General features: G+C 70.5%; 24 protein-coding genes. 10 read left to right on the plus strand and 14 right to left on the minus strand.

Annotation, left to right across the window (positions count from 1 at the left end; translation table 11 throughout):
• Nucleotides 1–175 precede the first annotated feature (175 nt).
• The 3 genes from AB0C19_RS22265 (at nucleotide 176) to AB0C19_RS22275 (ending at nucleotide 3,189) form a co-directional block, all read left to right on the plus strand.
• Nucleotides 176–1,006: a hypothetical protein gene (locus AB0C19_RS22265; RefSeq protein WP_357188213.1), complete on the plus strand. Its 831-nt coding sequence runs from the start codon at nucleotides 176–178 to the stop codon at nucleotides 1,004–1,006.
• 442 nt (nucleotides 1,007–1,448) lie between these two features.
• A complete protein-coding gene (locus tag AB0C19_RS22270) occupies nucleotides 1,449–2,546 on the plus strand; it encodes a hypothetical protein (protein ID WP_357188214.1) in 1,098 nt (365 codons plus the stop codon).
• 250 nt (nucleotides 2,547–2,796) lie between these two features.
• Nucleotides 2,797–3,189 carry a hypothetical protein gene (locus AB0C19_RS22275; RefSeq protein ID WP_238686122.1) on the plus strand — a complete coding sequence of 131 codons (393 nt, stop codon included), beginning with the start codon at nucleotides 2,797–2,799 and terminating at the stop codon, nucleotides 3,187–3,189.
• A 611-nt stretch (nucleotides 3,190–3,800) separates the two neighbouring features.
• On the opposite strand, the gene AB0C19_RS22280 is transcribed toward AB0C19_RS22275, so the two are convergent.
• The 8 genes from AB0C19_RS22280 to AB0C19_RS22315 form a co-directional block, all read right to left on the minus strand.
• A complete protein-coding gene (locus AB0C19_RS22280; RefSeq protein WP_357188217.1) occupies nucleotides 3,801–3,977 on the minus strand; it encodes a hypothetical protein in 177 nt (58 codons plus the stop codon).
• Nucleotides 3,978–3,990: 13 nt separating this feature from the next.
• Nucleotides 3,991–4,707, minus strand: coding sequence for a hypothetical protein (locus tag AB0C19_RS22285; RefSeq protein ID WP_357188219.1), 717 nt, complete (start codon nucleotides 4,705–4,707; stop codon nucleotides 3,991–3,993).
• A 12-nt stretch (nucleotides 4,708–4,719) separates the two neighbouring features.
• Nucleotides 4,720–4,983 (minus strand): hypothetical protein, encoded by a 264-nt coding sequence (locus tag AB0C19_RS22290; protein ID WP_357188221.1) that lies wholly within the window; start codon nucleotides 4,981–4,983, stop codon nucleotides 4,720–4,722.
• 237 nt (nucleotides 4,984–5,220) lie between these two features.
• Entirely contained in the window at nucleotides 5,221–5,403 is a 183-nt protein-coding gene (locus AB0C19_RS22295; protein ID WP_357188222.1) for a hypothetical protein, read from the minus strand.
• A gap of 84 nt (nucleotides 5,404–5,487) precedes the next feature.
• On the minus strand, nucleotides 5,488–5,745 hold the full coding sequence (locus AB0C19_RS22300; RefSeq protein ID WP_357188224.1) for a hypothetical protein: 258 nt from the start codon (nucleotides 5,743–5,745) through the stop codon (nucleotides 5,488–5,490).
• A 206-nt stretch (nucleotides 5,746–5,951) separates the two neighbouring features.
• Nucleotides 5,952–6,524 carry a hypothetical protein gene (locus AB0C19_RS22305; protein ID WP_357188226.1) on the minus strand — a complete coding sequence of 191 codons (573 nt, stop codon included), beginning with the start codon at nucleotides 6,522–6,524 and terminating at the stop codon, nucleotides 5,952–5,954.
• A gap of 114 nt (nucleotides 6,525–6,638) precedes the next feature.
• A complete protein-coding gene (locus tag AB0C19_RS22310) occupies nucleotides 6,639–8,264 on the minus strand; it encodes an anibiotic ABC transporter (RefSeq protein ID WP_357188228.1) in 1,626 nt (541 codons plus the stop codon).
• Nucleotides 8,261–9,226: an ABC transporter ATP-binding protein gene (locus AB0C19_RS22315; protein WP_357188230.1), complete on the minus strand. Its 966-nt coding sequence runs from the start codon at nucleotides 9,224–9,226 to the stop codon at nucleotides 8,261–8,263. Before AB0C19_RS22315 ends, AB0C19_RS22310 begins: the two co-directional genes overlap by 4 nt.
• Before the next feature lie 109 nt (nucleotides 9,227–9,335).
• Between AB0C19_RS22315 and AB0C19_RS22320 the strand changes: the two genes are divergently transcribed.
• Nucleotides 9,336–10,130, plus strand: coding sequence for a TetR family transcriptional regulator (locus tag AB0C19_RS22320; RefSeq protein ID WP_357188231.1), 795 nt, complete (start codon nucleotides 9,336–9,338; stop codon nucleotides 10,128–10,130).
• Between the two features lie 44 nt (nucleotides 10,131–10,174).
• Here the strand turns inward: AB0C19_RS22320 and AB0C19_RS22325 are convergent, their stop codons facing one another.
• Nucleotides 10,175–11,968, minus strand: coding sequence for an ABC transporter ATP-binding protein (locus AB0C19_RS22325; protein ID WP_357188233.1), 1,794 nt, complete (start codon nucleotides 11,966–11,968; stop codon nucleotides 10,175–10,177).
• A gap of 82 nt (nucleotides 11,969–12,050) precedes the next feature.
• Between AB0C19_RS22325 and AB0C19_RS22330 the strand changes: the two genes are divergently transcribed.
• The gene (locus AB0C19_RS22330; protein WP_112590140.1) at nucleotides 12,051–12,482 is read left to right on the plus strand and encodes a MarR family winged helix-turn-helix transcriptional regulator; all 432 of its coding nucleotides are present in this window, start codon (nucleotides 12,051–12,053) and stop codon (nucleotides 12,480–12,482) included.
• 97 nt (nucleotides 12,483–12,579) lie between these two features.
• Nucleotides 12,580–14,364: an N-acetylglutaminylglutamine amidotransferase gene (locus tag AB0C19_RS22335; protein WP_357188236.1), complete on the plus strand. Its 1,785-nt coding sequence runs from the start codon at nucleotides 12,580–12,582 to the stop codon at nucleotides 14,362–14,364.
• A 19-nt stretch (nucleotides 14,365–14,383) separates the two neighbouring features.
• On the opposite strand, the gene AB0C19_RS22340 is transcribed toward AB0C19_RS22335, so the two are convergent.
• The 3 genes from AB0C19_RS22340 to AB0C19_RS22350 all read right to left on the minus strand — a co-directional run bounded on the left by AB0C19_RS22340 (nucleotide 14,384) and on the right by AB0C19_RS22350 (nucleotide 17,151).
• Nucleotides 14,384–15,517, minus strand: a complete 1,134-nt coding sequence (locus AB0C19_RS22340) for a glutamate--cysteine ligase (protein ID WP_357188238.1) — start codon at nucleotides 15,515–15,517, stop codon at nucleotides 14,384–14,386.
• 66 nt (nucleotides 15,518–15,583) lie between these two features.
• On the minus strand, nucleotides 15,584–16,792 hold the full coding sequence (locus AB0C19_RS22345; RefSeq protein ID WP_357188240.1) for an RNA polymerase sigma factor: 1,209 nt from the start codon (nucleotides 16,790–16,792) through the stop codon (nucleotides 15,584–15,586).
• A 2-nt stretch (nucleotides 16,793–16,794) separates the two neighbouring features.
• On the minus strand, nucleotides 16,795–17,151 hold the full coding sequence (locus AB0C19_RS22350) for a YciI family protein (protein WP_357188242.1): 357 nt from the start codon (nucleotides 17,149–17,151) through the stop codon (nucleotides 16,795–16,797).
• A 313-nt stretch (nucleotides 17,152–17,464) separates the two neighbouring features.
• On the opposite strand from AB0C19_RS22350, the gene AB0C19_RS22355 reads away from it, so the two are divergent.
• Entirely contained in the window at nucleotides 17,465–18,787 is a 1,323-nt protein-coding gene (locus AB0C19_RS22355) for an FAD-dependent oxidoreductase (protein WP_357188244.1), read from the plus strand.
• 108 nt (nucleotides 18,788–18,895) lie between these two features.
• Here AB0C19_RS22355 and AB0C19_RS22360 read toward each other — a convergent pair whose 3' ends face one another.
• Nucleotides 18,896–21,529: a discoidin domain-containing protein gene (locus AB0C19_RS22360; RefSeq protein ID WP_357188246.1), complete on the minus strand. Its 2,634-nt coding sequence runs from the start codon at nucleotides 21,527–21,529 to the stop codon at nucleotides 18,896–18,898.
• 229 nt (nucleotides 21,530–21,758) lie between these two features.
• Nucleotides 21,759–22,958, minus strand: coding sequence for an ROK family transcriptional regulator (locus AB0C19_RS22365; RefSeq protein WP_357188248.1), 1,200 nt, complete (start codon nucleotides 22,956–22,958; stop codon nucleotides 21,759–21,761).
• Between the two features lie 235 nt (nucleotides 22,959–23,193).
• On the opposite strand from AB0C19_RS22365, the gene AB0C19_RS22370 reads away from it, so the two are divergent.
• From AB0C19_RS22370 to AB0C19_RS22380, 3 genes are all read left to right on the plus strand, one after another.
• The gene (locus AB0C19_RS22370; protein WP_112673017.1) at nucleotides 23,194–24,492 is read left to right on the plus strand and encodes a sugar ABC transporter substrate-binding protein; all 1,299 of its coding nucleotides are present in this window, start codon (nucleotides 23,194–23,196) and stop codon (nucleotides 24,490–24,492) included.
• Nucleotides 24,493–24,562: 70 nt separating this feature from the next.
• On the plus strand, nucleotides 24,563–25,555 hold the full coding sequence (locus AB0C19_RS22375; protein WP_357188250.1) for a sugar ABC transporter permease: 993 nt from the start codon (nucleotides 24,563–24,565) through the stop codon (nucleotides 25,553–25,555).
• Nucleotides 25,548–26,387 carry a carbohydrate ABC transporter permease gene (locus AB0C19_RS22380; RefSeq protein ID WP_357188252.1) on the plus strand — a complete coding sequence of 280 codons (840 nt, stop codon included), beginning with the start codon at nucleotides 25,548–25,550 and terminating at the stop codon, nucleotides 26,385–26,387. The genes AB0C19_RS22375 and AB0C19_RS22380 overlap by 8 nt, the downstream gene beginning before the upstream one ends.
• Nucleotides 26,388–26,393: the final 6 nt, after the last annotated feature.

Here is a 26,393-nt window from a genome sequence, read left to right on the forward strand (position 1 = left end):
GGTCGACGACAACACCCCTCGGCACCCCAACTGCTCCGCAATGGTGGGTTAACCCCGAATGATCACCAGTCTGGTTGGTGTCGATATGCCGTCTGCTCGGTGACGGCGTGGCGGCAGGCATATCGGGCACCGGTTGTTAGCGTGAAACGCGGATCCGTGACCGTGGAGGGGTGCCATGACGGACGCCCCCGACGGGAGGCCGAGGCCCGCGGACCAGTGGCGGCGCCGGGGCGTACGCGGGTTGACCATCGCCCGCGACGCCGGTGTGCGCGGTTGGCGGTGGTGGGCGCGTAGCTGGGATCGACTGGTCGCCGCGCTTCAGGACGAGGCGCCCGTCGGCCCCGCTGCCGCGCCGTCGCCGTCCGGTCCACTCGTCGAACAACGCGACGCACCCCGGCTGATCGCGGTCCCCGCACGCGGGTACGTGTACTCGTTCTACATCCGCGCCACGTTCGCCTGGTCGTCACCGGCGAGCCTGCGGTCCGAGGTGCTGAGCTGGTACGTGCAGTACTTCCAACCGAACGCGATCCAGCGGCTGAGCCGGCTGGCCGCCGACGCCGCCCGGGACCTGCCGCCGAACCGGGCAGCGGACCTGGAGGTGGCGTTGCAGCGGGTGCTCGCGGACGATCCCGTTTGGCGCTACAGGCGGGGCGAGGTCGTCATCACCTGCCGACCCGACGCCGCCGTCCGGCTCGACGACCGGATCCTGCCGGCACTCAAGCCGCACATCGACCGGCTGGTCAAGCTGGAGTACCAGTTCGACGAGCAGCTCCGGCAGGCCAGGTACGCCGAGGAGCTGAGCCGTCGGTGGACGGCGATCCTGAACGAACACGTCGATGAGACAGCTGACCAGGACATCACCGACGCCCGTGACCACATGCTCACCGCCCAGCAGGACGCCGCACGCTGGATCAACGAACTCCTCAGCCACCACCCCGACCCGACCCCCTCTCCCTCCGTCCCACCCCAACAGACTCGCTCGGCCCCTGATTCATCCCCTTCATGATCACTCGATGGTGGGTGGTTCGGTGGGGCTCTTGCGGCGTTCCGGGGTCAGGTAGCGGGGAGGTACGTCACTCGGGCGGGTCCCCCGGAGCAGCGGGCAACAATCGGCAGAGGCACTGTCTGGTAAATGTCATTGACAGGGCGTCACGAAGCTGACAAGACTTTGCATTCCCACGCCGCCGATCAGCCACAAGCCGACGGTCGCCCCTCGTGATCCGGTCACTCTGTGCGACCCGCGCTGCCACTACCGCCGCTGCGCTCGCCGATGGGCAGGCCATCGGCCAGCCACCTCAGCGTCCTCGAGCTCCGTCCAGAAGCGATGCGAAGTGCTGCGCCAAGTCCGGTGTGGACATGTGGAGCAGAAAGGGAGCTCTCGTGGAACTTCATCCCCGCGGCGCTGTTCGAGTTCCGCATCGGCGCGTAGGGAAGCGGGCGGTGGGCTGATGCTCCGAATCATGTTGTGCGGCGCCCACGACACAGAGCGCTACCGCGAGGACTTCATCCACGTCGCCAACGGCTTCGACGCGGAGGTCTGGCACTACCTGTCCGGAGACATCCTGCACGTCAACCATGCGCAGGCAAGCTGGGAGACCAACTCGCGCGACACCGTGCGGCACGCTCATGTGTGCGTGTTCGTCATCGTCGAGGCGTACGGAGAGATCACTTGGAGGACGGAGCTGCGGGAGGCGCTGGTCATCGGGAAGCCGACCCTGGTCTTCTGCCTGGATCGGACCTACCAGGTGTACAAGACTCTCACCAGAGAGGCCGTTGGAATCCTCGACCCGGACAAGCAGAAGCTTGTCGACATCCTCAGCGAGGTGGAGTCAGAGCGACGGCTGACCGTCATCCCGTTCTCGTACGGAGGCTTCAAGGACCGCTTCAAGAGTCAGCTGTCCAGACTGACGGAACTGGCCCTACGCCAGATGGAGGAACGCAACAAGCGGGCTGCTGTGGTCCGGCTGTTCAATGAGCGCACTCGGCTCAGCCGGTCCGAACTACTGGTCGGCGCTGAAATCGCTGTCGACGAGTTCGAGAACAAGATCGCCCGTAAGCAGGCGATCCGCGTGCTCGCCGCGCACCGTGCCGCGGACGAGGAGATCATCATCGAGCTGATGTCCAGCATGGAGCAGGGCGTACAGCGACTCGCGATCGAGCTGCTACCGCAGCTCTACGCACCCCGGCCCGCCGATCCGGACTTCTTCGCGCACTGCATCTCGGTGGCGAACCGGGCCGCTGACGTCGGCGTCGCCAGACGCCTCATCCCGGCGCTGGTCGACATCGATCTGCCCGCCGCCGTTCGCGCGATGGCCACGCTCGAACTTGTCGAGTCCGGTGCCCGCCGCCGGCTGGCCGAAACCCTCGAGACGTACGAGCAGCACATCAGCGATCCCGCGGTGGTCGACGGCGTGTGTTCCCTGCTCACGCGCTGCCTGACGAGCGAGGCGGAATTGGACTGGAAAAATCGCTGTCGCGCGTTCTACGAACGGCTGACCTCGGGTCGGCCCCGCGAGCGCGGCCACTCCGGCCACAATGGGGATTGACGGCCGCAACCTCCGGACGACGGCAACCGAGCGGCTGATTGAGCCCACCGAAGCTCCACCGCATTTTCGTCCGAAAGTCGTCGTCGAATGACAGATCTTGTATAGCGCGTGAATCAGGGGTTGCGATTTCTCTGTAAGTGGAGTGCACTCACTTTTGCCCCGGACGATGGGCAGAAGGCCGGTGCGACCGAGAAATTAGTTCTGACGCATGAGCGCCTTCTCCGCCAAGAAACGGCATAGGAGGGTCAACATGGCGACTTGGGCCGACCTCAAATCCTACGTACGGTCGAACTACAAGATTTCCGATGACCAGCAGGACCTGATCAAGCTCGTCTTCGAGACCGGGAACCTCCGTTCGCAGGTGGTGCTGCTCTGGCATGTCACCCTGGCGGACGGGTCCGAGGAGTGGGTGCAGATCGAGTCGTCCTTCGGGGAGTTGCACTCGGTCAACGTGGTGCAGGCGCTGCGCGAGATCGGAAACACGGTCTGCGGTGGGATGTCCGTCCTGGGCGACATGGTGACGTTCCGCCACGCCGTGCCGCTGCTCAACCTGAACATCAACGAGTTCGAACGGCCACTCGCGCTCGTGACCTCGACCGCCGACCGCCTTGAGCAACTTCTCACCGGGGCCGACCGGTACTGAAGCGTGACACGTCGAGGGCAGGCAGGCGAAGCTGGGCGGCTGCATCCAGCCGGAGCATGTCACTCGAAGGGCCGATAGGGTGCCTATTGTCGATCAGCATTCTGTGACGGCAGACAAAGGCGCGCTGCCCTCTGAACGACCATCCATCACTCGCACCCCTGGGCGCCGTCTCCGCTGAGAGCGTGTTCGAGAAGGTCCGTTGAAAACGGTGTGGCGGGATGACATCCGCCGGCGGCGAGATATCAGCCTGGAACGATTCGACCGCCGACACGAAGCAGGCGTGGCGGCTGGTGTTCGAGAAGAACTTGTGCGGATGACGCGCGGCGACGTGAAACAGGAGGCAAAGATGGGCTGTGCATGCGTCAAGGCAGGCAAACCGAAGTGCGCGTGGTGCAAGGAAGCTGAAGGGCTCAGGCGGAAGCCCTCGGGCCACAACTGTCAATGGGGAACTTGTTCCTGACAACCGCCGAGCCGTAATGCCCCTGGCCTGTCCGAGCTGGCGAGGTCAGGGGCCTTCGGAGCTGGGCGAACCTGCTCAGTATTCGTGAGCAGTCGGCCATCAGCATCCGAGTGAGTCGCACCTCTGCCTGCTGATCCACAGTCCTATACCGTCAGCGGTGGTTGCGGTTGCCGGCGGCGGACTTGCCACCGACTCCGCGGCAGGTCGGGCAGGTTTCGTCGACGTAGTAAGCGTTGCCCCGGTCCAGGCGCGTACGCCGCACGACATCGGCGCCCCGGCAGGTTCCGCACTTCATGCAGTTGTCGCAGTTCGGGTCATAGCCAGGCATGGTTCCTCCGTCATCAGATGCTCGGCCGGGGAAGCGGGATGTACTGCTCCAGCTCTGCGCTCACCCAGTGGGGCGGTGACTGCAGCGCCAGGCCGACATTGACGAAGACCTCGTAGAGCGAGGCGGCCTGCTTCCACTGACTGCGAGAGCGGGTCGGGTCCTCGTCGCTGTACCGCGCGTCGATCAGAGCGAGGTACGCCCCTGAGTCGTCCCGGCACACGTGGACGGTGTTCGAATCGCGGTCGGCGGTCAGCGTGGCGACGTGGCGCACCTCGCCCGGTGCCAGCTCACGCAGCCCGGACCGCTCCGGCGGCGGCGGCGGGATCGTCGGGAGCCAGTTGTTGACATCGCCGCCGGTGTCGACCCATCGACTCCACTCGTAACCACGCACCCGCAGCGGCGGAACGCCGTTCTGGCGCAGGAAACGGATTCCACCGTCCAGCACGGCCTTTGCGTCGTCGCCCTCGAAGCCGAGGCCGAGCAGCTCGGCCACCGCCCGGCTCGCCCCGTACGCCGACCAGCCGCCCTGCGGGGCCACCTCCCAGGCGAGCGCGGCAGTCAGGCCGGCCGGGTCGGACCGGCTCAGCGGCAGCAGCGTCGACAGCATCCCCCATGCCTGTTCGGGCCCGATGCCGCTGCGCTCGCCGTACCACTCGTAGCGGGCGAAGTCCGCCAGCATGGCGGCGGTGCCAGGCGGCAGTTTGCCCGGATGGCCGCGGTGATTCGCCATACCCGGGTCCTCTCACATCCCGGCGGCGCGCCGACGCCGCTCCCTCGCCTTGTCGTTGAAGACAATCGGTGGCTCCGGGCGACCCCGGGCAAGCCAGACAATCAGGCTGACCGGCCAGAACATCAGAGTCAGCAGGGACCCGACGAACCATTCCAGACCGACCCCGCCGTCACCAATGATCTTGATCCGGCCCTGCCCGAGCCCCGCCCTGGCTCGCACGAAAATCAGGCCGATGAAGAAGCCGACGAAATAGATCAACGGCAGGACACATTCCATTGACGCGCTCCCATCGCACACAGGCCCGTGGTGGCCGAGGGGCTGAGACTGATCTTCTGTCGATCCATGCCGCATCGGCGCTGACGGTCAAGCCACGCTCACTGTGCGGCGGGTGGAGGCTCACCGTACGGAGCCTCACGCAGCGACATCAAGAACTTCGGATGAGTTACCGTCGGGTATGGACGGTCCGGTCCCGTAGACGGGACCGGATCGGATTGGGCAGGCGGGAGACGGCCATCAGGAACTGACCGGTCGGCCGGCCACTTCACCTACCGGCCCGGCCGACCAGGCCGACTCGGTTGCTGACAGCAGAATGCTGCGGTGGGCGACCACCCAGGCGTCCGGCAAGCCGATCCACTCGTTGTCGCCCACCCGCACCACCACACCGTCCAGCTTGGGCAGCAGCGCCGGGTCCTCCATCAGGCAGAGCACCCACACGCCCCCGCCCCACCGCGCGCCGCGTCGGCCAGCTCGTAGAGCCGGTCCCGTCCGAGGAGGGAAGCGCTAGGAGGTGAAGGTCCAGAGGAAGTAGAAGCCGGGTGCGTTGGGGCCGTACTGGCGGTACTCGCAGTAGTACCGGATCCACAGGCCGGTCCGAACGCCTTCGCTGCCATAGCTGTTGCAGAACTGACCGTCGGAGTAGACGTTGCGCAACGTGCCGCCCGGCGGATCCGCCGCAGCCGGAGTAGCGCTGACCCCGACCAATCCGCCCAGCGACAGCGCCACCGCCGTGACCAGGGTCGCCCATCTGCGTCCGCGCATGAAGCCTCCTCGCATCACTGTCCACAGTGCATAACGGCGCCACGCCGAGCCGAGACCAGGACATCGAAGTTCGTGAAAGTAGAGGCTCGCATGGGCGCGTGTGGTTCGACTCCCGACAACGGGCGGCGCTACCGCGACGATCCGCCAGCGATCTCCGTCGAATGGGCATCCGCCCTGAACACGCGTCAGCCGCGGCACCGCCGCACTCAGGCGGCTGGCACCTCAGGCGCTGCGGTGGAGCGGTCAACCAACGCCTGCCGCAGCATGGCGGACTGCTCCACCGACCCCCCGCGCACCCCGAGACTGCGCCGGGCCGCCCGGTAGTAGCCGTCGCGGGCCTCGTCCACGCAGGTCAGCATTTCCGCCACGTCCGATGGCGGCTCGACGATTCCCCGGGCGAGCCGTTCGACCTGCCAGATCGCGTCCCGCCAGCTAGCGGCGGCGGCGACAGTCGGCTCGTCGCCGAGCAGCAGCAGGTTCTCCCAGACGATGGTGCGCCGAGCGTCCGCCTCAGCTAGCCGGACCAGCCCCTCCTCGCGGTCGATGGGGTGGCTTCGCGATCCCGGCCGGTGCTCGGCCGTGAGTCGCAACGCCACCGCGTGACTCTCCTTGAGGGCGTGCGCGTAGTCGACGTACGCGTCGAGCCGCCGCTCGTCCCAGCGGACGCTCTGGCTGCGACGCCATCGGGCGCGGTCGGCCAGGGAGGTGGCCAGGATCGTGCCTAGGGTGCCAACCAGGACGCCGAGGAGAGCCGGAAGCTGCGTCAGAAGGTCGCTCACCCGGTCGAGGCTGCCAGCACCAGGCAACCCCCGCAGCCCCGACCCACGCCCGCGAGCTGTGCGGCACTGGTTGCGGTTATCGACGGCAGTTCAGCAAGGTTCAAGGAACAGGGCTCAGGACGGGACGTCGCGGTGGCGGAAGGCGGCCACGCCGACGGTGAGCAGGGCCGCGGCCACCGCCGCCAGCACCACCAGGGGAAGTACCGCCGGGTCGACGGCGGGCACGGCCGGCACATGGGTGTACGGCGAGACGTTGAGCGCTGCCTGCGGCAACTTCAGCACCGCGCCGAGCTGCCCGAGGAGCAGGAAGACCAACAGCGCCGTCCAGGACAGCACTACCGACCAGCGGGGCAGCAGCCCAAAGATCGCGGTCACCACGCCGGCGATCACCAGCAGGGCGGGTAGGCGCAGCAGCGCGGCGCCGCCCAGCTCGACGGCCTGGCCGAGCGGGTCTCCGGTGACGATGCCGTAGCCGAGGCCGGTGGTCACGCCGGCGAGCAGCAGCAGGGCGAGCGCGCCGAGTGTCGCGGCGAGCACCTGGGTGCCGAGCCAGCGGGTACGGCTGACCGCCGTGGCGAGGGCGGCCTCCAGCACCCCGTCGGCTTCGTCGCCGCGTACGCGCAGCAGGGCCTGCACGACGTACGCGCCGATGGTCAGGGCGAAGAGGCCGAGCATCGCGGCCAGGTACGCGTTGATCAGGTCAGCGCCGCCACCCATCGCGTTGATCGCTTCGGCGGCGGCCGGATTCGCGTCGATCATGTCGTTGAACTCGTCGGCGGCGACGCCCATGGAGAGGCCGAGCACGGCCACCCCGACCGCCCAGCCGAGCAGCGTGCCGCGCTGCATCCGCCAGGCCAACCCGGTGGGGTTGAGCAGCTGTGGCGCGCCGGTGGCCGGGCCGCGTCGGGGGGCGATCAGCCCGGCGCCCTGGTCGCGTCGCTCGGCGAGGGCGTACGCCAGCGCCACCCCGGCGAGCAGCAGCGCGACGGGCAGGGCGAGCACCCACCAACGTTCACCGTCGAAGGCTCGTACCTGGTTGCCCCAGCCGAGCGGGGAGATCCACGACGGCCAGGCGCTGCGCACGCGGGTGCCGTCGGCGCTCTGTTCGCCGAGGACGTCGCCGGCGGCGCGCAGCACGAAGGCGAGTCCGACGGTGGCGGCGGCGAGCGCGTTGGCGCCGCGCGAGGTGACGGAGAGCTGGGCGGTCACCGCGGCGATCGCGGTGAAGGCGACCCCGACGCCACCGATCGCGGCCGCTGCCGCGACGGAGCCGGCGAGCGGCAGACCCGCGCCGGTCAGCGCGACCGCGAGCAGCACGGCGGCCAGTGTGTTCGCCGCGACGATGACGAGCAGCGCGGCGGTGAGCGGCGCGTACCGGCCGACCACGTTGGCGCCGAGCAGTTCGGCCCGCCCGGTCTCCTCGTTCTGGCGGGTGTGCCGGGTCACCGCGAAGGTGCTCAGCAGCGCGACGATCAGGGCCAGCGTCACGTACGTCTCGGCGACGACCACGGCACCGAGGTCGGTGCCGTGGATGGGGCCGTTGAAGGCGCGGGCGACCAGACTGGACGCCGAGGTGGTGGCGTAACCCAGCCGGGCCTCCTGGTCCGGGTAGATGCCGGCGACGCTGCCGGCGAGGGCGTAACCGAGCAGGGGTGTGCCGAGAATCCAGATAGCGAGGCGGATCCGGTCGCGGCGCAGCACGAGCCGGGCCAGAAGGGTCGTACCCGTGAGGGCGCTCACCGGGCACCACCCTGGGGGGCGTCAGCCTGCACATCGGCGTCCGAGGAGCCGGACACGGGAGCACCCGGGGCAGCGGCGGCGGGGTTGTCGCCGTAGTGGCGGAGGAAGAGCTGCTCCAGGGTGGGTGGTGTGCTGGTCAGCGCGCGGACGCCGAAGCGGATGAGCTGGCCGAGCAGCTCGTCGAGGTGGGCGGGCTCGACCTCCAGGTGGGTACGGCCGTCGACCTCGTGCACGTCGTGCACGCCGGGCAGCGCGTCCAGGCCGGTGACCGGGCGGGCGGTCTCGACGGTCACCGCCGTGCGGGTGAGGTGGCGCAGCTCGGTGAGGGTGCCGGACTCGACGGTACGGCCCTCGCGGATGATGCTGACTCGGTCGCAGAGCGCCTCGACCTCGGCGAGCACGTGGCTGGAGAGCAGCACTGTGGCGCCGGCCTGCTTGACCCGCCGGACCTCGTCCTGGAACACCGCCTCCATGAGGGGGTCGAGGCCGGAGGTCGGCTCGTCGAGCACGTACAGCTCCACCGGGGAGGAGAAGGCGGCGACGATGGCGACCTTCTGCCTGTTGCCCTTGGAGTAGGTGCGGCAACGGCGGGTCGGGTCCAGGTCGAAGCGGTGCAGCAGCTCGTCGCGGCGACGCCGGTCGAGGCCGCCGCGCAGTTGACCGAGCAGGTCGATGGCTTCTCCGCCGGTGAGGTTGGGCCAGAGGCTGACGTCGCCCGGCACGTACGCCAGCCGGCGGTGCAGGCGGACCGCGTCGCGCCACGGGTCGCCGCCGAGCACCTGGGCGTCACCGGAGTCGCGTCGGAGCAGCCCGAGCAGGATCCGGATGGTGGTGGACTTTCCGGAGCCGTTGGGCCCGAGGAAGCCGTGCACCTCCCCCTGCTCCACGTGCAGGTCCAACCCGTCGAGTGCCCGGATGGCGCCGAACGTCTTGACCAGGTTGCCGATCGAGATGACGGGCATGGCCCCTCCTGCCGTTGGCTACGTCGACCATCACCACTGTACTGACCGATGGTCAGTCGAATCAACGGTGATCGTGCCCACCGGTCAGGACGTCGCTAGGCTTGCCGGCATGACCGCCGATCCCGCGGACGACACCCGCACCCGGATCCTGCGCGCCGCGCTCGACCTGTTCGCCGAACACGGCTACCAGCGCACGTCGCTGCGCCAGATCGGCGAGCGGCTGCGGCTCACCAAGACCGCCATCCTGTACCACTTTCCGGCCAAGGAGCATCTGCTCGCCGCCCTGGTCGAGCCCTTGGTCGCGGACCTGGAGGCACTGCTCGACTCGGCCCAGAAACAGCCGACCGAGCGGGCCCGGTGGACGGTGCTGGAGGGCTGGCTGGACATCATGCTCACCCACCGCCGGCCACTCGGCATGCTCTTCCACGACATCGCGCTGATCGGTCGGGGCGACACGTACCACCGCCTGATGGAGGTCGCGATGCGGGCCAACGACCTCATCGCCGGGCCGAACGCGGGGCGTCGCGAGCGGGTCCTCGCGGTCCAGGCGGTGGGCGCGTGCAGCGATCCGGTCGTCTTCTTCACCGACGTGTCCGACGAGGTGCTGCGCGCCGACATGCTCGACGGCGCACGCCGACTGCTGGCGCCGCTGCCCGCGGACAGCGCGGCCGAGCCGCGCACTGACGCCGCATCCGGGGCGCCCACGGACGCGCCCCTGGGGAGCGCGACCCCGGCGGAAGCGGCGAGCCGACGTCGGCGGCCGGGACGGCCGCCCGCGCTGGGTCGGGAGCAGATCGAGGCGGCCCGGCGCATGCACGCGGCGGGCACCCATTCAGTGGACGCCATCGCCGCCGCGCTGGGTGTCTCGCGGGCCACCGTCTACCGCCACCTGACCACGCCTTAACGAGACAATTCCAAGATAGTTCCGAGACGGTTGTGATCTGGTGTTCAGGCCGCCAGCGTGGCGTATCGGCCGTTGCGGTCCAGCAGGCTGGCGTGGGTGCCGGCCTCGACGATCCGACCGTGGTCGAGCACCGCGATCTGGTCGGCGTCGCGCACCGTGGAGAGCCGGTGCGCGATGGTGATCGTGGTGCGCCCCTGGGCGAGCACGTCGAAGGCCCGCTGTACGGCGCGTTCGGTCTCGGTGTCCAGCGCGCTGGTGGCCTCGTCGAGGACCAGGATGCGCGGGTCGCGCAGCAGCGTCCGGGCGATGGCGAGGCGCTGCTTCTCACCGCCGGAGAATCGGTGCCCACGCGAGCCGACCACCGTGTCGTACCCGTCGGGCAGCCCGGCGATCAGGTCGTGGATCTGGGCGGCGCGGGCGGCGTCCTCGATCTCGGTGTCGGTGGCCTCCGGCCGGGCGTAGCGCAGGTTCTCCCGGACGGTGGTGTGCAGCAGGTACGTCTCCTGGCTGACCACGCCGACGATCGCGGCCAGGTCGGCCAGGCGCAGGTCGCGCAGGTCGACACCGTCGACGGTGATCCGGCCGGCGGTCGGGTCCTGCAGTCGGCTGACCAGCCCGGCGAGGGTGCTCTTGCCGGAGCCGGTCTCGCCGACCAGGGCGAGGCTGGTGCCGGCGGGCACGTCGAGGGTGACCCCGGCGAGGGCGGCGGTGTCGCTGCCCGGGTAGCCGAAGGTGACGTCCTCCAGGCGCAGGTGGCCGCGTACCTGGGAGGGGTCGAGGCGGATTGGCTCGGCGGGGTCGGCCACGTCGACCGGTAGGTCCAGGTATTCGAAGATCCGGGCGAAGAGCGCCAGCGAGGCGGTGAGCGAGACACCCACGTTGAGCAGGCCCATCAGCGGTCGGAACAGGCCGCCCTGCAGGGCCGTGAAGGCGACCAGGGTGCCGATGCTGAGCGTGCCGGCGGTGCCGGGCAGCCCGGCGGCGAGGTAGATGACCGCCGGTACGGCGGCGAAGATGATGCTCATCGAGGCCATCCGCCAGCGGCCGGCCAGCTCGCTGCGCAGCTCCAGGTCGACCAGGCGGGCCGAGGAGGCGGTGAAGCGCTCGATCAGCGCGGGGCCGGTGCCGAGGGTCTTGGCCAGCTGTACGCCACTGATCGAGAGCCCCTCCTCGACCGTGACGTTGAGGTCGGCGAGTTCGCGTTGCCGTTGGGCGGTGATCTCGCGGCGCATCCGCGCGACCCGACGGGTCAGCCAGATGGCCGGCGGCAGCACCACTAGCGAAACCAGGGAGAGCTGCCAGGAGAGCGCGACCATGGCGACAGTGGTGGCGACCACAGTGGTGAGGTTGGCGGCGACGGCGGTGGCGGTGGAGGTGACCACCGACTGCATGCCGCCGATGTCGTTGGTGATCCGGGACTGCACCTCGCCGGTGCGGGTGCGGGTGAAGAAGCCGAGCGACTGGCGCTGGAGGTGGCTGAAGACGTCGGTGCGCAGCCGGTGCATGACCCGCTGGCCGACCTGGGTGGAGATCCAGGTCTGTACGACGCCGAGGGCGGAGGTCACCGCCGCGACGGCGACCATGCCGAGGACCAGCCAGACCAGCAGCGTCACGTCGCCCTGCGGCAGGGCCCGGTCGATCACGGCACGCAGCAGGAACGGGGTGGCCATCGCGATGATCGAGGAGACCACGATGATCGCGGTGACGGCGGCCAGCGCGGGCCGGTGGGGGGTGAACAGGCGACCGATGCGGCGCAGCGACACCTGACGGGCCTGCGCCTTCTCTTCGGCGCTGAGCGTGCGGTGGCCGCGGTCGCGGCCCTTCGGGGTGGGTTCCAAGGGGGCACTACCTTTCGTCGACAATATTGCTGAGGTTACCTCATCATGAGGGAGCAACCACATATCCTGCTACCGTATTCCGGTGACCGAGCACACCGTCGAGAGCGCCGACGACGAGAGCCTGGCGGAGACGTTCTGGGCCGTGGCGTCCCGTCTACGCCGGCAGAGCCGCGACTCACTGGCGCCCTGGGACGTCACCCCCAGCCAGTCCCGGGCCCTCGGCGTGCTGGCCCGGCACGGTGAGGTACGCCCCGGCACCCTCGCCGAGCACCTGCGCATCGCGCCCCGCTCGGCGACGGAGGTCGTCGACGACCTCCAGACCCGAGGGCTGGTCGAACGCCGACCCGACCCGGCCGACCGTCGGGCGACGCTGGTCGCGCTCACCGAGGAGGGCGACCGGGTCAGCACCGCCATCCGGGCCGCGCGCCGGGCCGAGGCCGACCGCTTCTTCGGCCACCTCAACGACACCGACCGCGCCGAGCTGGCCCGCATCCTGCGCACCCTGCGCGGCTGACGGGTTTGCTCCCCCCGCCCACGGGTAGCCAGCGGCCCCGTCCGGTCGGCGGGACCGGCCGACACCGGTCGGGGCGAGGTGACGGGAGGCCCGGCTGATGTGCGGGATCAGCGGGGAGGCGCGGTTCGACGGCCGCTCGCCCGACGCGGCGGCGGTCACCCGGATGACCGAGGCGATGCGCTCACGCGGCCCGGACGACGAGGGCCTGTTCGCCGACGATTGGGTGACCCTGGGGCACCGCCGGCTGACCATCATCGACCTGTCCGACGCGGGTGGGCAGCCGATGGTCCGCGACGACCTGGGCCTGGCCCTGGTCTTCAACGGCTGCATCTACAACTACCCGGAGCTGCGCGAGGAGTTGCGCCGGGCCGGGTACGCCTTCCACTCCACCAGCGACACCGAGGTGATCCTGGTGGCGTACGCCCACTGGGGTGAACGTTTCGTCGACCACCTGGTCGGCATGTTCGCGATCGGGCTGGTTGACCGGGTGCGGCGGCGGCTGATCCTGGCCCGCGACCGGCTCGGCATCAAACCGCTCTACCTCGCCGAGACACCGGGACGGCTGCGGTTCGCCTCGACCCTGCCCGCGCTGCTGCGGGCCGGGGACGTCGACACCGGCATCGACCCGGTGGCGCTGCACCACTACCTCTCCTGGCACTCTATCGTGCCCGCGCCGCGGACGGTACTGCGTGGCGTGCGCAAGCTGCCGCCGGCCACCCTGCGGGTGATCGAGGCGGACGGGAGCAGCCGCGAGGAGGTCTACTGGCGACCCGACTACGTGCGGGAGCCCGTCGACGCGGGGATGGACGCCGCCGACTGGCGGGCCGCGATCGGCGACGCGCTGCGCGCGGCGGTACGCCGACGGCTGGTCGCCGACGTGCCGGTGGGGGTGCTGCTCTCCGGAGGGCTGGACTCCAGCCTCATCGTGGCTCTGCTCGCCGAGGCCGGCCAGCAACACCTGCGTACGTTCAGCATCGGCTTCGACAGCCGCGACGGCGAGTCCGGCGACGAGTTCCACTACTCCGATCTGGTGGCCCGCGCGTACGACACCGACCACCATCGGATCCGACTGGCCGACGACGACCTGGTGCCCGCCGTCCGACGGGCCGTGCTGGCGATGACCGAGCCGATGGGCAGCCACGACGTGGTCGCCTTCCACCTGCTCTCCGAGCAGGTGGCGCAACACGTGAAGGTGGCCCAGTCGGGTCAGGGCGCCGACGAGGTGTTCGCCGGCTACGGCTACCACCAGCCACTGGTCGAGGCGCCCCGGCACGGCGCCGCCGAGACGTTCGCCGCCGCGTTCTTCGACCGCGGCCACGACGAGCTGCGCCGCATCGTCGGCCCGGCGTACGCGCTGGAGCACGACGCCAGCCGGGACCTGCTCACCGGGCACCTCGCCGCGCCCGGGGCGCAGACCGCGCTGGACGCCGTGCTGCGCCTGGACACCCACCTGATGCTCCCCGACGACCCGGTCAAGCGGGTGGACAGCATGAGCATGGCGTGGGGTCTGGAGGTGCGTACGCCCTTCCTCGACCAGGACCTGGTCACCCTTGCCGCGCACTGCCCGCCGGAGCACAAGGTCAGCCAGGGCGGCAAGGGCGTGCTCAAGGACGTCGCCCGGGAGGTGCTGCCCACCGAGGTGATCGACAGGCCCAAGGGCTACTTCCCGGTGCCGGCGCTGCGCAACGTGGACGGCCCGGTGCGCGAGCTGGTGGCCGAGGCGTTGCAGGCGCCGGCCGCGCGCGAGCGGGGGCTGTTCCGTCCGGAGTACGTGGCACATCTGCTCGCCGAGCCCGACCGGGCCGAGGCCGCGGCCGGCAGCAACAAGCTGTGGCAGCTCGGCCTGCTGGAGCTGTGGCTCCAGACCCACGACATCCGTTGAGCCGCCGGCCCGGCGCGTGTCAGCCGGCGGCGGTGCGGGCGACCAGGTCGTCGAGGACCACGTGCAGGTCCCCGGCGCGCTCCAGCACCCGCCGCTGCCGGGTGGCTCCGGTGCCGTCGCGACGCAGCCGGGCGAGCTGCGCCAACACGTACCCGAGGTCGCCGTGGCGCAGCAGGGCCGGGGCGATCACCGCCATCAGCTCGTCGACGAGTGCCCACGCGGGGCGGGCGCCGCCGGCACGCAGGTCGATCAGCTCGCCGTCGAGACCGTCGTGGGCGGCCCGCCAGTGCGCCGCGGCGACAAGGCAGTCCCGGACGTGCGGGGCGCTCACCCCGGCGCGTACGTCGTCGGCGAGGGTGGCCACGAGGGAGCGGACCAGCGCGGCGACCAGCACCGCGTCGTCCACTTCGGTGCAGACGTCACCGACCCGCACCTCCACCGTCGGGTAGGTCGACGACGGCCGGGCGTACCAGTAGACCATCGCCGCGTCGAGCATGATGCCGGCGGCGATCAGCTCGTCGACAGTGCGGTCGTAGTCGGCGGCGGAGTCGAAGTACGGCGTCGGACCGATGCTGGGCCAGCGTTCCAACTGCATCGAGCGCCAGCTGGCGTGCCCGGTGTCGTACCCGTCGTGCAGCGGCGAGTTGGTGGTGATCGCCTGCACCACCGGCAGCCACACCCGCAGGTGGTTGCAGACCTGCACGGCCAGTTCCCGGTCGGGCAGCCCGACGTGCACGTGGCAACCGCAGACCGCCGGGTCGTGCGCCACCGGCCCGTACCGGCGCGACATCGCGTGGTAGCGCGGCTCGTCGGGGACCGTCCGGTGCGGCTCGGCCACCGGGGTGGCGCCGACCGCCACCAGCCGGGCCCCGGCCGCCGTGGCGGCCTCGGCGGCGGAGCGGCGCAGCGACACAAGGTGCGCGCGCAGGTCGGCGAGGTCGGCGCAGACCGGGGTGACCATCTCCACCATGCTGTGCCGGAACTCCTGGCGGCTCTGGTCCCGGGCGGGGCCGCGCAGCGCGGCGAGCACCTGGTCGGCGACCGGCAGGTTCCGGCCGCTGTCCGGGTCGAGCAGCAGGTACTCCTCCTCCACGCCGAGCGTGAGGGTGGACAGGTCGGGCACGGTGTCGACGGCTGTCGGTCGGTACGCCATGGCCCCTCCCCATTCCCTGCTGCGGCGGTGCCTCGGGTTCCCGGCCGCCCCTGCGGCAAACCGCCCTCAGGGCGTCGCCAGGGCCGTCGCGCGTGCGGTGAGGAAGGCCCGTTCGGCCGCGTTGTCCGTCAGGGCGACGGCCGTCCGGTACGCCTCGACGGCCTCCCCGCCCCGGCCGAGCCGGGCCAGCAGGTCGGCGCGGACCACGTGGTACACGTGGAAGCCGTCCAGGTCGAGCCGATCCACCTCGGTCAGCGCCACCGCCGGTCCGGCCACCTCGGCGAGCGCTACCGCCCGGTTCAGCGCGACCACCGGGCTGGGTGCGACCACGGTCAGTTGGTCGTACAGCTGAAGGATCTGGCCCCAGTCGGTGTCGGCGGCGCGGCGCGCGGCGCTGTGCACGGCGGCGATCGCGGCCTGGATCTGGTACGGCCCGGGTCGGTCGCGGCGCAGGCAGCGACGAACCAACGCCTGCCCCTCGGTGATCAGCTCGGCGTCCCACCGGGCCCGGTCCTGGCTCGGCAGCGCCACCAACTCACCCTCGGTGGTGGTCCGCGCCGCACGACGGGACTCGGTGAGCAGCATCAGAGCGAGCAGGCCGAGCGCCTCCGGCTCGTCCGGCATCAGCTCCACCAGCAGCCTGGTCAACCGGATCGCCTCGACGCACAGCTCGACGCGGATCAGGTGCGGACCGGCGCTGGCCGAGTACCCCTCGTTGAAGATCAGGTAGAGCACCGCGAGAACCGCGTGCAGCCGGTCGGGCAGGTCGGCCTCGCGCGGCACCCGGTACGGGATGCGCGCGTTGCGGATCTTCGACTTGGCGCGGACCAGCCGCTGCGCCATCGTCGGCTCCGGCACCAGGAAGGCCCGAGCGATCTCGGCGGTGCTCAGTCCGCCGAGCAGCCGCAGGGTGAGAGCGACCCGAACGCTCGGGGCGAGCGCCGGATGACAGCAGGTGAAGATCAGCCGTAGCTGGTCGTCGCGCACGGGTCCCTCCTCGACGGGTTCGTCGGCGGCGAGCAGCAGGGCCGCCTGGGCCTGCCGCTCGGTCCGGGACGCCTCGCGGCGCAGCCGGTCGATCGCCCGGTTCCGGGCGGTGGTGATGATCCAACCGGCCGGGCTGGGCGGCGGGCCGCTGATCGGCCACCGCTCCACCGCGACGGCGAAGGCTTCCTGGACGGCCTCCTCGGCGAGGTCGATGTCGCCGAGGAGGCGAACCAGGACGGCTACCGCGCGGCCGTACTCCGCGCGGAACACCGCCTCCACGTCGGGCACGGTCAGTCGCCGGCCCCGCCCTGGAAGGGGCGCACCTCGATCGGCAGGGTGGTCGCCAACGCATAGCGGCGGCCCCAGTCCAGCGCGGCGTCCAGGTCCGGCACGTCGATGATGGTGATGCCGCCCAGGTACTCCTTGCCTTCTACGAACGGGCCGTCGGTGACCAGGACGTCGCCGTCGCGGGCGCGCAGCACGGTGGCGGTCTCCGGGCCGTGCAGTCCCTGACCGAAGACCCACGAGTCGGTGGACGCCAACTCGGCGCGCAGCTCGCCGAGCTGACGCATCACCCCGGCCAGGAACTCCGGCTCCGGCGGCAGCTCACCCTGCGGCTGGTGGATGCTGAGCAGGTAGAGCGTCATCGTTCCTCCTCGCAGGCGGCCGGCCCGTCGCCGACCTCTCATCCTCCACACGATCGGCCGCGGCTCAGATCGACAGGCCGCTGCTAGAAATCTCAAGGGCGGCTCCGCCCGCACTATCGGGCGCCCCCTTTGCTCTGCCGCGTCCTTTGCTCTGCTTCAACGGACGCGACGATAAAGGCGACCGAGTGTCGCGTGGGTTGAAGCAGAGCAAAGGACGCGGGGCAGGGGTCGACCCTGCGCTGCCGTGACGTGATCAGCCGTCCGATCAGCACCGGGAGTAATGTGCCGGGCGGTGGCGGGTAAGCAGCGCGCCGTGACCGACGGCTTGCGGGTGGTCGTGGTCGGCGCCGGCTTCTCCGGGCTCGCCGCCGCGCTGGCGCTCACCCGTGCCGGCGCCCAGGTGCGAGTGCTGGAGGCCCGCGACCGGGTGGGCGGTCGCGTGCTGACCCGATGGCTGCCCGAGCTCACGCAACTCGACCTGGGCGCGCAGTGGATCGGCCCGACCCAGGACCGGATGTACGCGTTGGTCGCCGAGCACGGGTTGGCCACCTTCGCCTCGGCATCGGTCGGCGCGCCCACAGTGCTCTGGGCCGGTGCGCCCCGGGCCGAGCCGCCCGCACAGGTGGGCCGGGTGCTCGGGCTGCTCGACGAGTACGCCGCACGACTGGACCCGGCCGCACCCTGGGCGACGCAGGAGGCCGCACTGTGGGACCGGACGACCCTCGGCGGGTGGCTCGCCGCCACGGCCGGGGACGACGACACCGCCGACTACCTGGGGCGGGTGCTCGCCGGAGGGCTGCTGGCCACCGGCGCGGACGAGCTGTCCCTGTTGCACCTGCTGTTCTACCTGCGCAGCGCTGGCGGGACCGGGCCGTTGCTGGGGATGGCCGGCGGCGCGCAGCAGGACCGGATCGTGGGCGGGCCGCCGGCGCTGGCCGAACGGATGGCCACCGCCCTGCCGCCGGGCGCGCTGACGCTGGCCGCGCCGGTGCGGGCCATCGAACAGACAGCCGCCGGCGCGACGGCGTGGACCGACACCGGGCGCGTCGACGGCGATGCCGTGGTGGTCGCGCTGGCCCCGGCACTGGCCGGCCGGATCCGGTACGACCCGCCGCTGCCCCCGTTGCGCGACGGGCTCACCCAGCGCATGCCGATGGGTTCGGCGCTGAAGGTGCACGCCGTCTACCCGGAGCCGTTCTGGCGTGCCGACGGGCGCTCCGGGGTGGCCACCACCAGCGTCGGTCCGCTCACCGAGACGGTCGACAACTCCACCCCCACCTCACCGACCGGGGTGCTGACCGGGTTCAGCTACTCCACCGACGCCGCCACGCTGCGCGGCATGTCCGCCGCGCGGCGTCGACGATGCCTGCTGGAGGCGTTCGCCAGCGTGGTCGGGCCGCGCGCCGAGGGCCCGGTGGATCTCGTCGAGTACGACTGGTCGGCCGACGAGTGGACCCGGGGCTGTTTCTCCGGTGCGTTCACCCCGGGCACGTGGCGGACGTACGGCCCGCACCTGCGGACGCCGGTGGGGCGGGTGTACTGGGCGGGCACCGAGACGGCCACCCGCTGGAGTGGCTACCTGGAGGGCGCGGTGCTCGCCGGTGAACGGGCGGCGGCCGAGGTGCTGGCCGGCTGAGCGGCACGACCGCGCCGGCCCGGTCTCGGCGGGACCGGGCCGGCCACGGCCCTGGGTGCTACCCGGCCGACCCGGTCACAGAGGACCGGGCCGGCGCGGGCGCCCCGGTCAGGGATAGGTGGTCAGATACACCTGCTGGTTGGCCGCGTTCGCGGTGCCACCGGCGTTGTTGATCACCCGGTTGATGGTGCCGACGCCTCCGAGCGAGACGGTGACCATGTTCGTGAAGCGCACGTTCGGGTTGGTGGGCACCTCGAAGGCCCGCTCCTCCACGACGGCGGGGTTGACGTTGAAGTAGCTGTAGCTGCCCAGCCCGAACGCTTGGTGGCTGGTCACCGAATCGGCCACCTTGTACGCGGCGTAGCCCCGGGTCGACCCGTTCATCCAGGCCGCCTGGTTGGGCGGGTCGTAGGGCAGTTCGTTCTGGTAGAAGTACGTCCGCCCGCCGTTGCCGTTCCAGATGGTCTGGTACTTCTGGTAGTGCTCGACGAAGAGGCCGTACATGGTGACGTTGTCGCCGTTGACAGTGAGCCCGGTGTCGGCGGTGTTCAGCGTCCACCCGGTCGGTACGCCGCTGGCCGCGTGGTCGGCCCGCCACAGCCACATGTGGTCGCCGATCACGTTGTCGCTGTTGACGGTCAACGTGTTGGTGGCCTTGCCGACGTGGGGCCCGCCGATGCGGAAGAACACATCGTGCAGCGAGGTCGGGTTGCTGGCGTGGCTCGCGGACGAGCCGGACGGCCCGACCTCCATCAGCACCGGCGAGTTCGTCGTGCCGGCCTCGAACATGATGCCGGCCACCTTCACACCGTCCACATCGGCCACCCGCATGCCCACCGCGCCGTTGTCGGCCTGGATGGTGGCCAGGCCGAGACCGAGGACGACGGTGTCGGCCCGGTTGACCTGGATCGGCTCGGTGACGTGGTGCACGCCCGGGGTGAAGAGCAGGTGCCGCCCCTGGGCGAGGGCCGCGTTGATGGTGGCGGCGCTGGTGCCGGGCTGGACCACGAAGAACTGCGACAGCGAGATGGACGAGCCGGCCGGGGTCTTGTTGTACCAGCTGGTGCCTGTCGAGTTGGTGCGCAGCGCGGGCACGAAGACCCGGTACTCACCGGTGCCGTCGACGTAGAGGAACGGCTTCTCCCGTATCTGTGGGGTCTGCGGGATGACGGTGTGCGACGGGTTGGGGAAGCTCGGCGCGGGAGCGCCGTTGACGCCCTGGAAGACCATGTTCCACACCGAGCCGGTCCAGCCGTTGCCGAACTCGCTGTTGCGGGAGTACCACTGCTGCTGCGAGCCGGAGACGACCAGGCCGTCGATGCGGGTGTCGGCCATCAGGCCACCGCTGGACCAGCCGTCGCCGCCGTTCCAGAGTTGGATCTGGTTCTGCGCGCCGCGCAGGTGCATCCGTCGGTACGGCGCAGCCTGGGACACCGCCCAGCGCTCCACTGTCTGCCCGGCGGGCAGGGTGACCGACAGGTTCTCGGCGGCGCGCCAGAAGTTCTGGGTGGCGTTGCCGCCGAACCAGAACGCCTCGGCACGCACGTGGCCGTTGAGGTTGACGTCGTCGGGGCTCATGCCGAGGCCGGCGACCTGGGTGAAGAAGCCGAGGTTGACGTCGGCGGTGTAGTTGCCGGGCTTGAACAGCACCGCGTAGCGCTGCGGGCCGAACTGGTTGGTCTCCTGCTGGGTGAAGAGGGTGTTCAGTCGACTCTGGATGGTCGACGTCGGCGTGCTCGGGTCGAAGACGAACGTGTTCGGCCCGAGGTTGGGGTTGTACGGGTCGGTCGTGCCGACCGGGGGTTCACTGGTGCCGCCGGTCGTGTTCACCGCCAGCTCCCACAGCGAGTAGCCGTAGGCGGTGCCCCGGGCGGTGCCGTACATCCGCAGGTAACGCCCGCTGCCGGTGACGGTGAGGGACTGCGTGCCGCCGGTGGCGGTGGTGGTGGAGTAGATCGTCGTCCAGGTGGCACCGTCGGCCGAGGTCTGGAGCTGGAAGGCCCGGGCGTACGCGGCCTCCCAGGTGAGCACCACCCGGCAGATGGTGCGGGTGCTGCCGAGGTCGACGCGCAGCCACTGCGGGTCGCTGGCGGTGCTGGCCCAGCGGGTGCCCGTGTTGCCGTCGACCGCCGCGGACGCCGCGAGGCCGGCGTCCTGGCTGGACGAGGCGGTCGCCGGGCTGCCCTGCGCGACGTTGGTGCTGCCGCAGGTCGGCGTGCTGCCGCCGGTCTCGCCGTACACCTGGAACTCCCAGAGCGAGTAGCCGTAGCCGGTGCCCCGGGCGGTGCCGTTCATCCGTACGTAGCGGCCGGCGCCGGTGACCGTGAGGTTCTGGGTGCCGCCGTTGCCGGTGGTGGTCGAGTAGATCGTCGTCCAGGTGGCACCGTCGTCGGAGGTCTGGAGCTGGAAGGCCCGGCCGTAGGCGCCCTCCCAGAGCAGGTTCACCTGGCTGATGGTGGCCCGAGCGCCCAGGTCGACCTGGAGCCACTGCGGGTCACTGAACGCGCTGGCCCAGCGGGTGCCGGTGTTGCCGTCGACTGCCGCGGAGGCCGGGGTGCCGGCGTTCTCGCTGGACGAGGCGGTGGCGGGGCGGCCCTGGGACAGCAGGGTGGGTGCGGCCTGCGCGGGCGCAGTGGCACCGGTCGGGGTGAGCGCCGCGACCAGGGCCACGGTGAGCCCGACCAGCAGGTGCCGGACGACGCGTCGAGGACGCGGGCGTACGGATGTTGCACGAGATGTCATGACATCGCCTGTCGATAGGGGGCTACGAGGGGGTGCCGCGTGGGTGGGATCGGCTCGCCCCGTGGCGCCGTGGGTGGTGCCGCCGATGCGGCGTCGCGGGTCGGAGAGCGCTCTCGTAGGAGTGTTGCGGCGAGATTGCGACGGCGTCAAGACATCGATCTATAACTTCGTTATTTATCCCGAGAATTCTTTTTGGGTAATTTGCCGACGGCGCAGCAGTCGTCCCCGCTCAGCGGCGGACGCCACCCTCGGTGAGGAAGCGGGCGATCGGGAGGGTTGCCGCGCCCAGCGCCACCGCGTCCACCCCGAGCCGGCACAGCTCGATCGACGCCTGCTCGTACGGCTGGCGCAGCGCCTGCCGGCCGGCGGCCTCCCGCACGGCCGGCAGCAGGCCGCCGAGGGCCATCGCCGCCCAGCCGCCGAGCACCACGCGCTCCGGGTTGAACAGGTTGATCAGGTTGGCCACCCCGGCACCGAGGTAGCCGGCGGTGTCCTCCAGCACCCGCCGGGCGGTGGCCGAGGTCTCGGCGGCGGCGACCAGCGCGCCGATCTGGGACTCCTCGTCCTCACCCGGCACCGGTCGACCCCGACGCGCCTCCCGGTAGCGATCGATGATCGCCTCCGCCCCCACGTACGCCTCCAGGCAACCGCGCGCGCCACACCGGCAGACCCGCCCGCCGTACACCAGGGTCGTGTGCCCCCACTCCCCCGCGCTGCTGGACGCGCCCCGGTAGGTGGCGCCGTTTGTCACCACCGACGCGCCCACCCCGGAGCCGACAAGCGCGAAGACGGCGTGCCGGGCGCCTCGGCCGGCGCCGAACCACATTTCGGCCTGGCCGAGGGTCTTCGCGCCGTTGTCGATGTGCAACGGCAGGTCGGTGCCAGCGCCGATCAGACGCTCCAGCGGCACCCGGTCCCAGCCGAGGGCCTGGGCGTGCACGACGGCCTCGGCGCCCTGCTCGACCACGCCGGAGACACCGATGCCGACGCCGAGCACGTCGCCGGGGGCCACCCCGGCCTGGCCGGTGACCGCCTCGATGCCGGCCAGCACGTGCCCGGCCACCAGGTCGGGCTCGGTGCGGGCCGGGTCGAGCGGGTACTCGACGCTGGCCAACAGGGTCATCGCGAAGTCGAACAGCTCCACCCGGACCCGGGTCTCGCCGACGTCCACGCCGATCAGGAACGCGAAGCGGGGCGCGATCCGCAGCAGCATGCTGGGCCGGCCGCCGTCGGACTCGGCGGCGCCGACCTCGGCGACCAGCCCTTCGTCGATCATGTCGGCCACCACGTTGCTGACAGCGGGCTGACTCAGCCCGGTGCTGCGCACCAGGTCCTGCCGGGTGAGCGGACCGTCCAGGAAGAGCTTGGTCAGCAGGGCGGACCGGTTGCGCAACCGCACGCTGCGGTTGGTGGCACGCGCCAGCTCCACTCGTCACCTCGTTCCCGTCGGCCGTTCGAGGCGACTGTAACCGCCTCGTGCTTGACGACCCACCGGCCAGCAACTTTAATGACGACATAATTTAAGCCGTGATGTAACTCCCGGGAAACGCCGACGGACCCCGACGGCGCACCCCCGAACCCTGTCCGCAGCCGGCCCCCGTCGCCCGACCCCTATCGGTGACGAAGGTCGGCGGACCCCCACCACGCACCGGAAGGGCTGAACCGTGTCGAGACGACACCTCGGGATATTCACCGCCGCCGTACTGGCGGCCGCCTCGCTGACCGCCTGCGGAGGCTCCGGCGACGACTCCGCCGCATCGCCCAAGACGCTCACCTACTGGGCCAGCAACCAGGGCGCCAGCCTGGAGGCCGACAAGACCACCCTCCAGCCGGAGTTGGACAAGTTCGAGAAGCAGACCGGAATCAAGGTCACCGTCGAGGTGGTCCCCTGGTCGGATCTGCTCAACCGCCTGCTGGCCGCCGCCGCCTCCGGCAAGGGCCCGGACGTGGTCAACATCGGCAACACCTGGTCGGCGTCGTTGCAGGCCACCGGCGCGCTTGTCGAGTTCGACGACGCCGCCCTGCAGGCCGTCGGCGGCAAGGACCGGATCGTGCCCGCCGCGCTCGCCGCCGCCGGCGCCCCCGGCAAGCCGCCGGCCGCCGTGCCGCTCTACAGCATGGCGTACAGCCTGTACTACAACAAGAAGTCGTTCGCCGACGCCGGCATCACCGCGCCGCCGACCACCTGGGAGCAGCTCGCCGAGTACGGCAAGAAGCTGAGCACCGGCGGCAAGTGGGGCCTGGCGATCGAGGGGGCCAACCCGTCGGAGAACGCCCACCACGCCTTCACCTTCAGCCAGCAGTACGGCGGCGAGTGGTTCGACTCGGCAGGCAAGCCGACCTTCGACACCCCGCAGAACGTCTCGGCGATCAAGCGGTACATCGACTTCATGGCCGCCGACAAGATCACCAATCCGAGCAACGCCGAGTACGCGCAGAACCAGTCGGTCTCCGACTTCGCCAACGGCAAGGCCGCCATGCTGCTGTGGCAGTCCGCCGGGTCGAACCTGAAGACGCAGAACATGCCCGCCGACGCGTACGGGGTGGCCCCGGTGCCGTTCCTGGCCAGCCCGCCGGCCGGAGGCAAGAAGGTCAACAGCATGGTCGCCGGGATCAACATGGCGGTCTTCAAGCACACCAAGAACAAGGACGGCGCGCTGAGCTTCGTCAAGTTCATGACCAGCGACGAGGAGCAGACGATCCTCAACAAGACGTACGGCTCGCTGCCGGCGGTGAAGACCGCGGCCTCCGACCCGGCGTTCAGCGCCACCGAGCAGAAGACCATCCAGGAGACCCTTGTCACGACCGCGGCCCCGCTGCCGCAGGTTCCCGATGAGAGCACCTTCGAGACCCTGGTCGGCACCGCGATGAAGGAGCTGTTCGCCGACGCGGCCAGCGGCAAGCCGGTCACCGAGGAGTCGGTGAAGGCCAAGCTGACCGACGCGCAGCAGAAGATGCGCTGACCCAGGCGTCACCGGTGGCCGTGGTCGGGCGCTGAGCCCGGCCACGGCCACCGACTCCGAGAGGACCCCGATGGCAACCAGCACCACCGCGCCGGACGCCGACCGACGCGAACCCCGGGCCGGGTCGCCGGCCCGGCGGCCGGCCCGCCGGCCCCGCGGCCCCCGCCGCTCGCTCCTGCCGTACCTGCTGCTCGCACCGGCCGTCGTGCTGGAACTCGCCATCCACGTGATCCCGATGGTCGTCGGGGTCTGGATGAGCCTGCTGGAGCTGACCCAGTTCCACATCCGTGACTGGTCCACCGCGCCCTTCATCGGGCTGGAGAACTACCGGGCGACGCTCGACCTGAACAGCGCCGCCGGCAAGGAACTGCTGCACTCGTTCTGGATCACCCTGGCCTACAGCCTGCTCTCGGTCGGGTTCGCCTGGCTGCTCGGCATCTCGGCGGCGGTCGTCCTGCAACGGCCCTTCCGTGGACGCGCGATCCTGCGGGCGCTGTTCCTCACCCCGTACGCGCTGCCGGTCTACGCCGCCGTGATCACCTGGAGCTTCCTGCTGCAACGCGACACCGGCCTGGTCAACCACGTGCTCGTGGACCAGCTCGGGCTGATGAACGAACGGCCGTTCTGGTTGATCGGCGACAACAGCTTCTGGTCGCTGCTGGTGGTGTCGGTCTGGCGTAACTGGCCGTTCGCGTTCCTGTGCCTGATGGCCGGGTTGCAGAACGTGCCCGGCGAGCTGTACGAGGCCGCCGCCATCGACGGCGCCGGGTTCTGGCGCCGGCTGCGCTCGGTCACCCTGCCGATGCTGCGACCGGTCAACCTGGTGCTGCTGCTGGTCCTCTTCCTGTGGACGTTCAACGACTTCAACACCCCGTTCGTGCTGTTCGGCGGCTCCGCGCCGGAGCAGGCCGACCTGATCTCCATCCACATCTACCGCAGCTCCTTCAAGACCTGGGACTTCGGCTCCGGGTCGGCGATGTCGGTGGCGCTTCTGCTGTTCCTGCTGGTCGTCTCGGCCGTGTACCTGCTGATCACCAACCGTCGGAGGGACGACCATGCGTGAGACCGCCGGTGAGCGCTGGGGCCGGCGCATCGTGCTGACCCTGCTCACCCTCTTCGTCGTCATCCCGCTCTACGTCATGGTCACCTCGGCGGCGAAGCCGTTGCAGGACGTGCAGAACGGCTTCACCTGGTGGCCCAGCCGGCCCACCCTGCAACCGTTCATCGACATGTGGAGCACAGTGCCGCTGGCCCGGTACCTGGTGAACAGCCTGGTGGTGTCCAGCATCGCGGCGATCTGCTCGGTGGCGGTGGCCATCTTCGCCGCGTTCGCGGTCAGCCGGTACCGGTTCCGCGGCCGGAGCCTCTTCTCGGTGACGGTGCTGTCCACGCAGATGTTCCCCGGCATCCTGTTCCTGCTGCCGCTGTTCCTCATCTACGTCAACCTGGGCAACGCCACAGGCATCGAGCTGTACGCCAGCCGCACCGGCCTGGTCATCACGTACCTGACCTTCTCGCTGCCGTTCTCGATCTGGATGCTGGTCGGCTACTTCGACTCGATCCCCAGGGGTCTGGACGAGGCGGCGCAGGTCGACGGCGCCGGTCCGCTGCGCACCCTGTTCCAGGTCATCCTGCCGGCCGCGGTGCCCGGCGTCGTCGCGGTCACCGTGTACGCGTTCATGACCGCCTGGGGTGAGGTGCTCTTCGCGTCAGTGATGACCGACGAGGGCAGCCGCACCCTGGCCGTCGGCCTGCAGGGCTACTCCACCCAGTTCAACGTCTACTGGAACCAGATCATGGCCGCCTCGCTGGTGGTCAGCATCCCGGCCGTCGTCGGGTTCCTTGCCCTACAGCGCTACTTCGTCGCCGGCCTCACCGCCGGCGCTGTCAAGTGAGTCATC

This window comes from Micromonospora sp. NPDC048842 (assembly GCF_040649935.1).
In the GTDB taxonomy this organism is placed as follows: Bacteria; Actinomycetota; Actinomycetes; order Mycobacteriales; family Micromonosporaceae; genus Micromonospora; species Micromonospora hortensis.